Raw genomic sequence first — 10,416 nt, 5'->3', positions numbered from 1 at the left:
GGGTAGTGGGGGCGGCGCCCTCTTCTCCCCCGCGAATCTGGTGTGGCGGCGGTTATGTGTGATATTCCGCCAGGAGGCCCGGCGGACCTTTTCGTTACGGGGCGCAGACCGTGTCGTGCGTTCTCCTTCCGCGAGCGTTCCCGGCGAGGCCACGTAGGCTTGGCATGTGCTCGCCGTTGTACCGCCCCCAGTGACCGTTCGCGTTCCCGCGAAGGTCAACCTGCACCTTTCGGTCTCCGACCTGCGCGAGGACGGCTACCACGAGCTGGTCACCGTCTTCCAGGCGCTGTCGCTGACCGACGAGGTGACCGTCATGGCCACCGAAGAGCCGGGTATCGAGGTCTACGGCGAGGGTGAGGGCTCGGTGCCCACCGGCGCCAGCAACCTCGCCTGGCGCGCGGCCCAGGCCCTGGCGGCGCACGTCGGGAAGCCGGGGGCCGAGGCGAAGGTCCGCATCGTGCTCCGCAAGGGCATCCCGGTCGCGGGCGGGATGGCAGGGGGCAGCGCGGACGCGGCGGCCACCCTCGTCGGGCTGGCGTCGCTGTGGAAGCTGGACATCACCCGCGACGAGCTGGCCGAGATCGCGGCCAAGCTCGGCAGCGACGTCCCGTTCGCGCTCTACGGCGGCACCGCGCTGGGCACCGGCCGCGGCGAGCAGCTCGTGCCGGTGCTGGCGCGGCACACGTTCCACTGGGTGCTGGCCTTCGACCAGCGCGGCCTGTCGACGCCGCGGGTGTTCGGCGAGCTGGACCGGCTCCGTGCCGAGGGCAAGCCGCCGCGCATCGGCTCGCACACGCCGGTGGTCGAGGCACTGGCCTCGGGCGATCCACGGCAGCTCGCGCTGCTGCTCGGCAACGACCTCCAGGCGGCCGCGGTGTCCCTGCGGCCGGGACTGCGGCGGACGCTGCGGGCCGGGGTCAACGCCGGCGCGCTCGCGGGCACGGTGTCCGGTTCGGGGCCGACGTGCGCGTTCCTGTGTGCCGACGCGCAGTCCGTGGTCGAGGTCGCGGCCGAGCTGTCCGGTGCCGGGGTGTGCCGCACGGTCCGGGTCGCGCACGGCCCGGTGCCCGGTGCGCGGCTGGTCGGCGGGGACGACGCCCCGCGGCCCGCGCCGCCGAGAGTGCACGCGTAAGACATACCTGGGTGTCCGGAGTGGACGTCCTTTGTGGATAGCGACGGCGCCTGCCGTCGGACGAGATTTTCGCGTAGTGGAAAGGATCGGCTGATCGGATGGCCAACCTGGTCAACCTGGAGTCGGTGAGCAAGTCCTACGGGGTGCGCCCGCTGCTGGACGGGGTTTCGCTCGGTGTGGCCGAAGGGCAGCGCATCGGTGTCGTCGGCCTCAACGGGGGTGGCAAGACGACGCTGCTGGAGGTCCTCGCCGGGATCAGCGAGCCGGATTCCGGGCGGGTGAGCCAGGTTCGGGGCCTGCGGATGGCCGTGGTGACCCAGCGGACCGAACTTCCCGAGGGCAGCAGCGTCGGTGACGTCGTGCTCGCCCGCTACGGCGCCGAGCACGAATGGGCCGCCAACGCCCGCGTCCGCTCCATTGTGGACGGTCTGGGGATCACCGCGATCGGGCTGGACACCCCGACCGCGAACCTCTCCGGTGGCGAACGCCGCCGCGTGTCGCTCGCGGCTGCGCTGACCGGCGAACTCGACCTCGTCGTGCTCGACGAGCCGACCAACCACCTCGACGTCGAAGGTGTGCGCTGGCTCGCCGATCACCTGCTGGCCCGCCGGATCGCGGTGGTCGTCGTGACCCACGACCGGTGGTTCCTCGACACCGTCGCCACGCTCACCTGGGAAGTCGCGGGCGGCCGCGTCGAGCAGTACGAAGGCGGTTACGCGGACTGGGTGTTCGCTCGCGCGGAGCGCGCGCGGCTGGCGGCGACGGCCGAGGAGAAGCGGAAGAACCTGGCACGCAAGGAACTCGCGTGGCTCCAGCGCGGTGCGAAGGCGCGGACGTCGAAGCCGCGGTATCGCATCGAAGCGGCCGAGGCGCTGATCTCCGACGTCCCGGAGCCGCGGGATTCGGTGGAACTGCTGGCCTTCGCCAAGCGCAGGCTCGGGAAAACCGTGCTGGAACTGGAAGACGTCACGCTCGGGGTCGGCGATCGGACGCTGCTGGACCACGTGACCTGGCGCGTCGGCCCCGGCGACCGCATCGGTCTCGTCGGTGTCAACGGCTCCGGGAAGACGACGCTGCTGAAGCTGCTCGGCGGCGACGTCGAACCGGAGACCGGCCGCCGGGTCGAAGGGAAGACCGTCAGGCTGGCGCATCTGCGGCAGGAACTCGACGACCTGCCCGGTGACCTGCGGGTGCTCCAGGCGATCGAACAGGTCGCGAGCCGGGTCGTGTTCGGCAAGCAGGAGATGTCGGCCTCGCAGCTGGGGGAGAAGCTCGGCTTCCCGGCCGCCCGGCAGTGGACGCCGGTCGAGGATCTCTCCGGCGGGGAACGGCGGCGGCTGCAGCTGTGCCGGCTGCTGATGGCCGAGCCGAACGTGCTGCTGCTGGACGAGCCGACCAACGACCTCGACATCGACACCCTGCAGCAGCTGGAGGATCTGCTCGACTCGTGGCCGGGCACGATGGTCGTCGTCTCGCACGACCGGTACCTGGTCGAGCGCGTCTGCGACACCACGGTCGCGCTGTTCGGCGACGGCAAGGTGACGCATCTGCCCGGCGGCATCGACGAGTACCTCACCCGGCGGGAGTCCGGCCGTGAAGGACTCCTTACCGGCGCTGGACGCCGGGAAGGGGGCCTTCACGGCACGGCGGCGGAGGAGAAGGCGGCCGCGAAGAAGAGCGCGGCCGAGGTGCGGGCGGCGCAGAAGGAGCTGGGGCGGCTCGAACGGAAGCTGGATCAGCTGCACGGCAAGGAGGAGAAGATCCTCGCGGTGCTCCTGGAGGCGGCGACCGACCCGGCGCGGCTGATGGAACTGAACACCGAGCTGAAGGCCGTGCAGGCGGAGATCGGCGACGTCGAGGCCCGCTGGCTGGAGACGTCCGAAACGCTCGAATAGCGGATTGCCGGTTGGCGGGCGGGTCGTGACGGGCAGACAGTAATCTGCTCGGCATGAGTCGGTTCGTGGACACGCTTGTCGCCACCGCGGCGGGGCGCGGTCAGCAGCGCGGGATGGTCACCGGGGAGCCCAAGGAGCCCGTCCGGCGGACCTGGGCGGACATCCACCGGCAGGCGCTGAAGGTCGCCGGTGGGCTGGTCGAAGGCGGGATGAAGCCGGGCAGCGCGGTCGCCGTGCTCGCCGCCGCCCCCGCGCTGATCGCGCCGACCGTGCAGGCGGTGTGGCTGGCGGGTGGCAGCGTCACCATGCTGCACCAGCCGACGCCGAGGACCGACCTCGCCGAATGGGCCGCCGACACCGTCCGCGTGCTGCGCATGATCGGCTCCGACCTGGTGCTGCTTGGCGAACCGTTCGACCAGCTGGCGCCGGTGCTCACCGAGCACGGTATCGGGTTCCGGCTGATCACCGACCTCGCGGACGCGCGGCCGCTCGACGCGGTGGTGCCGACGCAGGAGTCCGACACGGCGCTGCTGCAGCTGACCAGCGGCTCGACCGCCGAGCCCAAGGCCGTCCGCATCACCTACGGCAACCTGTACTCGAACGTGAAGGCCATGGTCGACCGCGCGGAGTTCGACTTCGACGTCGACGTGATGGTCTCGTGGCTGCCGACCTTCCACGACATGGGCATGGTCGGGTTCCTGACCGTGCCGATGACCTTCGGCGTCGAGCTGGTCAAGATCACCCCGGTCGAGTTCCTCGCCGGGCCGCTGATCTGGCCCGAACTGATCAGCAAGTACAACGGGACCACGACCGCGGCGCCGAACTTCGCCTACGCCATCGTCGGGCGGCGGATGGCGCGCGTGGACGACGACAACGCCTACGACCTGTCGAAGCTGCGGATCGCGCTCAACGGCGCCGAACCCATCGACGAGACCGCCGTGCAGACCTTTGTGGACGCCGGGGCGCGCTTCAAGATGCCCGCGGAATGCGTTTTCCCGGCCTACGGCATGGCCGAGGCGACGCTGGCGGTGTCCTTCGCGCCGCTGTTCACCGGTTTGACGCTCGACGTCGTCGAGGCCGACGCGCTGGAGGCGGACAACCGCGCCGTGCCGGTGCCCGAGGGCGACCCGCGACGCGGCACCGACGACGTGCGTTCGTTCGCGGTGCTCGGCCGCCCGCTCGACGGGCTCGAAGCGGAAATCGTGGACGACAAGGGAAACCGGCTCGGGGAACGGGAAGTCGGGGAAATCCGGCTGCGCGGCGAGGCCGTGACGCCGGGCTACCTGACCATGGACGGTCCACTCGCGACACAGGACGCCGAAGGCTGGCTCGACACCGGCGATCTCGGATACCTGGTCGACGGGCAGATCGTGATCTGCGGACGCCGCAAGGACGTCATCATCATGGGCGGCCGGAACCTGTACCCGACCGACATCGAGCGGGCGGCGACCTCGGTCGAGGGCGTGCGCGCCGGGAACGCGGTCGCGGTGCGGCTCGACGCGGGCAGCAGGCGCGAGCGGTTCGCGGTCGTCGTCGAATCGAAGCTCGCCGGGGATCCCGAAGCCGAGAAGGCACTGTCCAAAGAGGTCGCGGCCCGTGTGCGCGACGCCGTCGACATGCGCCCGTTCGCCGTGGTGGTGCTGCCCGCCGGGAGCCTGCCGAAGACGCCGTCGGGCAAGGTCAAGCGCGCCGCCACCGCTGTCCAGTACGCCGACCGCATCGCCAAGAACGCCGAGTAGTACCGGCTCGCTCCCGGGGTGGCTCGTCGGCCCCAGATCAGCGGCGCCAGAAGCTCCGGCGGCTGTGGGTGTGCTCCAGCGGCGGGGCGATGTGGAAGGTGCCGCTGCCGCTGTTGTCGGCGAGGGTGGTTTCGCAGAGCCGCAGGAAGGCGTCGACGGCGGCGTGGTCGTAGCCGCGTTTCGACAGTGGCGCCTTGCTGAACGCGACGTCGTGGACGTCGTCGGCGGTGAGGTCGTCGTCGCCGTCCAGCGTCGCGGCGACCCGCTCCAGGAAGGCGTCGACCTGGGGTTCGTAGTAGCCGCGGGTGCCGATCGGGGCGCGGTCGAACTGGATGGTCCGCGCCTCGATCGCCGTCACCGCCATTACCGCTCCTTGATGCGCTCGGAAGGCTCTTCGAGGGCTTCGGGTGTGGCTCGCTCGTCGGTCGCCTCGTCCTGGACACGGGCGAGCGGCACACCGGGGACGTGCCGCCCGGTTTCGGTGACCAGCTGCTGTTCGACCTCGTCGAGGAATTCGTCGACCTCGCGCTCGTCGTAGCCGCGCTTGCCGATCAGGGGCCGCGAGAACATCACGTGGTGGACCTCGGCCGCGGTCAGGTCGTCCTCCTCGGCGAATGTCTTCGCGATACGCCGGATGAACGCGTCGACCTCGTGCTTGGCGTAGCCGCGGCGGCCGATCGGGGCGTTACCGAAGGTGACCTCGGCGAGGTCTTCGGCGGTGAACGACATGGGACTCTCTCTCCGATTGAGGGGTGGGTTACGGATTCCCGTAGTCCGTCCTAAACCCTTGAAGAGTTCCCCGAAAGGCCTCGCCCGACTCCTCACCCCGATCAGGCGGCCAACAATCGCCCATCGAGTGAGCCGGGACTACCGAACGCGCTGTGTCGCACATCACAGAATGATTACGTGAGCCGCTACCAGCGACGACGTGGTTCAGCCGCTGGGCGGGGGCGCGTCCCGGAGGCGCCAGAGCTCTTCCTCGACGTCGTCGAGGAACGCGTCGACCTGGCGCATGTGATAGGCGCGCATACCCAGCGGGGGCTTGCTGAACTCGACGTTGTGCACGTCCCACGGGGTCAGCGTGTTCCGGCCCGCCAGCGCCTGCGCTACGAGGTCGAGGAACGCGTCGACCTCGTCCTCGTTGTAGCCCCTCCTGCCGAAGGGCGGCTTGCCGAAGCTGACCCCCCGGACTTCATCGGGGGTCATGACTCCAGGTTGCCAGCTTCCTTAGCCCGCGTGGAAGGCATTCTGCGCGGCGGCCAGCCCGGTCGAGACGAGCGCCTCCACCGCGTCGGCGCAGCGGTCGACCTCGAACGGGAGCTCCTTGCGCTCGACCGTCGAGAAGTCCTTGAGCACGAAATCGGCCGGATCCTGGCGGCCGGGCGGGCGGCCGATGCCGAAGCGGACCCGGTAGTAGTCACGGGTGCCCAGCGATTTCGTGATGGACCGCAGGCCGTTGTGGCCGTTGTCCCCGCCGCCCAGCTTCAGCTTCAGCGCGCCGAAGTCGACGTCCAGCTCGTCGTGCACGACGACGACCCCGGAGGCCGGGACCTTGTAGAACCGGGCGGCGCCGACGACAGGACCACCGGAGAGGTTCATGTACGAACGCGGTTTGACCAGCACCACCCGGGAGCCGGCCAGCCTGCCTTCGACCACCTCGGCGCCGCTCTTGTGGGCCTTGAACCTGCCGCCGATCCGCGAGGCCAGCTCGTCGAGCACCATGAACCCGACGTTGTGCCGGTTGCCGGCGTACTGCGGCCCGGGATTGCCGAGGCCGGCGAGCAGTACCAGCTCGCCGGCCCCCGGCACGTCTTCAGACACAGTCACTCACAGAGTAGGGATTACTCGGCGGCTTCTTCGGTGGCGGCCTCTTCGCCACCCTCGTCCTCGGACTCGGTGGCGCGGGCCTCGTTCACCGCGACGACGAGCGCCTCGGCGTCGGTGACCAGCGTCGCGCCCGCGGGCAGGGTGACCTGCGAGGCGAGGATCTGGGAGCCGGCCTCGACGCCCTCGACCGAGACCTCGACCTGCTCGGGGATGTGCAGGGCCTCGACCTCGACCTGCAGGGTGTCGAGGTCCTGGGTGACCAGGGTGCCCGGGCCGGGCGTGCCGGTGACGACGACCGGGACGTCGACGGTGATCTTCTCACCGCGCTTGACGACCAGCAGGTCGACGTGCTCGATGTAGTTCTTCAGCGGGTGGACCACGATGGTCTTGGTCAGCGCGAGCTCGACGGAGCCCTCCAGGTCCAGCGTGATGACGGCGTTGCTGCCGTTCTCGCGGACGACACGGGCGAACTCGATCGCCGGCAGCGCGAAGTGCCGCGGGTCCGAGCCGTGGCCGTAGAGGACCGCGGGGATCTTGCCGGCGCGACGCGTGCGACGCGCGGCGCCCTTGCCGAACTCGGTGCGCGGCTCGACGGAAAGACGTACCTCGGACACGGTTGAGCACTCCTTCTTTCACCAACATGTTCGGTGGAAACATGCTGCGCGGGGATGGGCTGTACGGGGCGGCTGCGTTCGGCGGCGAGTCCAGGCGTGCACAAACACGGGGGCCTCAAAGCCGCCGCGTCGATCACGCCGGGCACCAGGGCAGGAACCCGCCTCGCCGAGACAACCTGGAAAGTGTAAACCAGGCGGGAACCGGTAGGTTGCGGTGGGTGCCACGGGCAGGCCTCACGCCCGGGGGATCCGGTGCGTGACGGACAGATCCGCATGCGTGGCGCGCGCCGCCGCGATGGGATTTCGGTGCGGCGGAGGAACGGTATGCGAGCTGGATGGGGCACCGCGGTGGTGGCGCTGGCGCTGCTGCTCAGCGGCTGTCAGGCGGCCGTGCAGGGCAGTGCCGGGCTCTCGGCGGGCGATCGGCAGCTGGCCGGCAAACGCGCTCAGCAGCGCGCGGCCGTCGACACCGCGCTCACCGCGCTCGAACAGGCGCCCGCGCTGGCCTACGGCAGCACCTTGCCAGGGGGCGATCAGCAGTGGCGCGTCACCCGGGGCGGCAGCGCGGTGGGCGTGCTGCCCATCGAAGGCCAGCCGGTGCAGGTCGCGATCGCGGCCGGGCAGCTCTACCTGGCCGCCAACCCCGACTACTGGAAGGCACACGGACCCGACGACGGCGCGCAGTTCGGCACGAGCTGGGTGCGCTCGGCGCCGTCGGAGCTGCCGCTCGACCCCGCGGCGCGGCTCGCGCCCGCGAAGGTCGCCGCCGGGCTGCGTACCGCACTGTCCTCAATGGACCAGGTGCGGGAACCGGTGCGGGCCAAGCTGCCCGACGGCACCGAGGTGTACGAAGTGGGCAGTGGGCTCGGCAAACTCCGTGTCACCACGGCACAGCCGAACCGCGTGGTCAGCTTCGCCCCGGCGCTGCTCGACCAGCAGGCGGGCGCGAAACTCGGCACGGACCTGCGGGTCGAGCCGATCACCGGTGACGCGCTGAAGAAGTTCCACAGCGACCTCGACGCCGCGGTCGGCGCCATCGGCCAGCCGCTCGACGCGCTCGCGCGGGCCAGCGTCACGGTGCTGGGCGACAAGCTCGACTGCAAGGACTACGACGGCACCTGCAAGACCACGGTCGACCTGACCAGTTCGGTCGTCGGCGGCGGCCAGGGGACCTCGGTGCACGTCACCCTCACCGTCGAGGTCAGCGCCGATTCGCTCGGCGCGCAGACCTGCAAGGCCGACGGGAACACGGCGCCGGAGGCCACGCTCACGCTGGCCTGCGACGTCCGTTTCCAGCTGCCCAACAAGACCGCGAGCTATCGGGTACTGGCGAAGCCGACGGCGGTCGGCGAGGTGCGGGCGCCGGTCGACGTCGAGAAGACCAAGCAGGCCGTGCAGTCGGATTTCGCCACGATCGGCGGCTGAGTTCCCACGGGTGTTCCCGGCATGTGGACGGCGCCGGCGCGCTGAGCTGTACGCCTACCCCGGGGTGCGTTGCTTTCGTTGAAGTAGCCGAATCCGCGTTCCTACCATCGGCGTCATCGCTGGATCGAACAAGATTGAGGAGTACGCGATGGCCAAGCTGGTGATTTTCGGCGCGACCGGATACGCCGGGGGCAGGATCGGCGCCGAGGCGCGGCGGCGTGGGCACGACGTGGTCGGCGTCGCGCGCAACGTCGACGGGATTTCCGGTGACTTCACCGCGCGGGCCGGCTCGCTGCACGACGCGCCGTTCGTCGCCGAGGTCGCGAAGGGCGCGGACGTGCTGGTCGTCGCCACCCCGGCGCGCGAGGACGCCGACGGCCGGAAGCTGCTGGACGCCGTCCCGTCGCTGGCGAAGGCCGCTGTCGCCGAGGGCGCGCGGCTCGCGTTCGTCGGCGGTGCGGGCAGCCTGCACGTGGCCGAGGGCGGGCCGCGGCTGATCGACACCCCGGAGTTCCCCGACGAGTACAAGCCCGAGGCGGGCAACCACGCCGACGTGCTTGCCGCGGTGCGGGAGCTGCCGTCCGATGTGGACTGGTTCTACGTCAGCCCCGCCGCCGAGTTCGGTGCCTGGGCCGCGGGCGAGCGGACCGGGAAGTTCCGGCTCGGCGGCGACGTCCTGCTGGCCGACGAGAACGGCGCGTCGAAGATCGGCGGCGACGACTACGCGATCGCGTTCGTGGACGAGATCGAGCAGCCGAAGCACTCGCGGCGGCGCTTCACTGTCGCGTACTGATCATTTGCCGGACAGCTCGGTGACGACCGGCGCGAAGTCTTCCATCGCCGGTTCGAACACCGTGATGTAGGAGAAGCCGTAGCGCTCGCGCCGGGCGACGAGCTGCTCGATGATCTCGTCGATCGTGCCGAGCAGCAGTTGCGGCGCTTCCAGCAACGCGTCGACGTCGAGGTTCAGCCACGGGATGTCGGCCGCCCATTCCGCGGCGGCCGCACGCCGGTCGGCGGTCACGGTCACCTTCTGGACGAGCATGTTGGCCTCGGTCTCGCGGCCAGCGGCCTTGGCGCGGAAGTGGCCGACGCGTTCGTCCACCGTGGCGGCGTCGTCGAGGATGAACGTGCCCGGTGGCTTGCCCGGTGCCTGACGCAGTCCCGCGAACCCGACGATGTCGGCGTGGGCCGCGGCGAGAGCGAGGACGCCGTCGCTGTTGCCCGCGATGAGCAGCGGCGGCGCTTCCACGCCTTCGTCCTCGAAGTGTTTCTCCAGCTCACCGAGGCTCTTGCCGAGGAAGGCGATGCGTTCGCGGGCAGGGCTCCACGGCAGCCCGGCGTCGTCGAACTCGTGCTTCATGTGCCCGGCGCCGAGCCCGAGGTCGAGCCTGCCGCCGGTGAGCTTGACCGTCGTCGAGACCTCACGGGCGAAGAGGCCGAGGTTGTAGAACGGCACGTTGGACACCAACGGCCCCAGACGAGGCCGCTCGGTGACCGCCGCCGCGACCGCGAGCGCCGGGAACGGCGCCATCCTGCCCTTGCCGAGATGATCGGGGACGGTGATGGCGTCGTACCCGAGCTCCTCGGCCCGGCGGCACTTCGCGATCCACTCGTCCTGGTTTTCCAGGGCCCGCAGCCCGATCCCGAACCTGAATTTCCCCATGCCGCAGACGTTAGCCGCCCGCGTCCCCTCGGCGGCCCGATTTCGCGCCCAGCGGACGTGTCCACAGTGGACGAAAATGCCGTTAAGGCCACCTTACGGGCGTCAGACGCCCGTAAGG

11 protein-coding genes are annotated in these 10,416 nt (G+C 70.4%); 5 read left to right on the top strand and 6 right to left on the bottom strand.

Annotated elements, in window-relative coordinates; genetic code table 11:
• The first annotated feature begins 166 nt into the window (after window positions 1–166).
• From ACFWY9_RS09870 to ACFWY9_RS09860, 3 genes are all read left to right on the top strand, one after another.
• Window positions 167–1,132 carry a 4-(cytidine 5'-diphospho)-2-C-methyl-D-erythritol kinase gene (locus ACFWY9_RS09870; protein ID WP_378338629.1) on the top strand — a complete coding sequence of 322 codons (966 nt, stop codon included), beginning with the start codon at window positions 167–169 and terminating at the stop codon, window positions 1,130–1,132.
• A 98-nt stretch (window positions 1,133–1,230) separates the two neighbouring features.
• Window positions 1,231–3,027, top strand: a complete 1,797-nt coding sequence (locus ACFWY9_RS09865) for an ATP-binding cassette domain-containing protein (RefSeq protein ID WP_378338628.1) — start codon at window positions 1,231–1,233, stop codon at window positions 3,025–3,027.
• Between the two features lie 53 nt (window positions 3,028–3,080).
• On the top strand, window positions 3,081–4,766 hold the full coding sequence (locus tag ACFWY9_RS09860) for a fatty acyl-AMP ligase (protein WP_378324441.1): 1,686 nt from the start codon (window positions 3,081–3,083) through the stop codon (window positions 4,764–4,766).
• A 37-nt stretch (window positions 4,767–4,803) separates the two neighbouring features.
• Here the strand turns inward: ACFWY9_RS09860 and ACFWY9_RS09855 are convergent, their stop codons facing one another.
• From ACFWY9_RS09855 to ACFWY9_RS09835, 5 genes are all read right to left on the bottom strand, one after another.
• Window positions 4,804–5,130, bottom strand: a complete 327-nt coding sequence (locus tag ACFWY9_RS09855; RefSeq protein ID WP_378324442.1) for a DivIVA domain-containing protein — start codon at window positions 5,128–5,130, stop codon at window positions 4,804–4,806.
• Window positions 5,130–5,495 carry a DivIVA domain-containing protein gene (locus ACFWY9_RS09850; protein WP_378324443.1) on the bottom strand — a complete coding sequence of 122 codons (366 nt, stop codon included), beginning with the start codon at window positions 5,493–5,495 and terminating at the stop codon, window positions 5,130–5,132. The genes ACFWY9_RS09855 and ACFWY9_RS09850 overlap by 1 nt, the downstream gene beginning before the upstream one ends.
• Before the next feature lie 204 nt (window positions 5,496–5,699).
• Window positions 5,700–5,972, bottom strand: coding sequence for a DivIVA domain-containing protein (locus tag ACFWY9_RS09845; RefSeq protein ID WP_378324444.1), 273 nt, complete (start codon window positions 5,970–5,972; stop codon window positions 5,700–5,702).
• Window positions 5,973–5,993: 21 nt separating this feature from the next.
• Window positions 5,994–6,587, bottom strand: coding sequence for an aminoacyl-tRNA hydrolase (gene pth, locus ACFWY9_RS09840; protein ID WP_378324517.1), 594 nt, complete (start codon window positions 6,585–6,587; stop codon window positions 5,994–5,996).
• Between the two features lie 20 nt (window positions 6,588–6,607).
• Entirely contained in the window at window positions 6,608–7,207 is a 600-nt protein-coding gene (locus ACFWY9_RS09835; protein ID WP_378324445.1) for a 50S ribosomal protein L25/general stress protein Ctc, read from the bottom strand.
• Between the two features lie 324 nt (window positions 7,208–7,531).
• Between ACFWY9_RS09835 and ACFWY9_RS09830 the strand changes: the two genes are divergently transcribed.
• Complete coding sequence (locus ACFWY9_RS09830) at window positions 7,532–8,632, top strand: hypothetical protein (RefSeq protein ID WP_378324446.1); 1,101 nt, start codon at window positions 7,532–7,534, stop codon at window positions 8,630–8,632.
• A gap of 148 nt (window positions 8,633–8,780) precedes the next feature.
• Window positions 8,781–9,425: an NAD(P)-dependent oxidoreductase gene (locus tag ACFWY9_RS09825; RefSeq protein WP_378338627.1), complete on the top strand. Its 645-nt coding sequence runs from the start codon at window positions 8,781–8,783 to the stop codon at window positions 9,423–9,425.
• Here the strand turns inward: ACFWY9_RS09825 and ACFWY9_RS09820 are convergent, their stop codons facing one another.
• Window positions 9,426–10,298, bottom strand: a complete 873-nt coding sequence (locus tag ACFWY9_RS09820; RefSeq protein ID WP_378338626.1) for a TIGR03621 family F420-dependent LLM class oxidoreductase — start codon at window positions 10,296–10,298, stop codon at window positions 9,426–9,428.
• Window positions 10,299–10,416 lie beyond the last annotated feature (118 nt).

Origin of the sequence: Amycolatopsis sp. NPDC059027 (genome assembly GCF_042739735.1) — a bacterium.
Classification (GTDB): domain Bacteria; phylum Actinomycetota; class Actinomycetes; order Mycobacteriales; family Pseudonocardiaceae; genus Amycolatopsis.
The sequence above is the reverse complement of the archived record's forward strand: the minus strand, read 5'-3'. Positions and strand labels throughout refer to the sequence as shown.

Bases quoted from the DNA above. Each gene is read 5' to 3' on its own strand.
- ACFWY9_RS09830 (WP_378324446.1), top strand. From the start codon at position 7,532: ATGCGAGCTGGATGGGGCACCGCGGTGGTGGCGCTGGCGCTGCTGCTC.
- ACFWY9_RS09865 (WP_378338628.1), top strand. From the start codon at position 1,231: ATGGCCAACCTGGTCAACCTGGAGTCGGTGAGCAAGTCCTACGGGGTG.
- ACFWY9_RS09820 (WP_378338626.1), bottom strand. From the start codon at position 10,298: ATGGGGAAATTCAGGTTCGGGATCGGGCTGCGGGCCCTGGAAAACCAG.
- ACFWY9_RS09850 (WP_378324443.1), bottom strand. From the start codon at position 5,495: ATGTCGTTCACCGCCGAAGACCTCGCCGAGGTCACCTTCGGTAACGCC.
- ACFWY9_RS09860 (WP_378324441.1), top strand. From the start codon at position 3,081: ATGAGTCGGTTCGTGGACACGCTTGTCGCCACCGCGGCGGGGCGCGGT.
- ACFWY9_RS09825 (WP_378338627.1), top strand. From the start codon at position 8,781: ATGGCCAAGCTGGTGATTTTCGGCGCGACCGGATACGCCGGGGGCAGG.
- ACFWY9_RS09855 (WP_378324442.1), bottom strand. From the start codon at position 5,130: ATGGCGGTGACGGCGATCGAGGCGCGGACCATCCAGTTCGACCGCGCC.
- ACFWY9_RS09845 (WP_378324444.1), bottom strand. From the start codon at position 5,972: ATGACCCCCGATGAAGTCCGGGGGGTCAGCTTCGGCAAGCCGCCCTTC.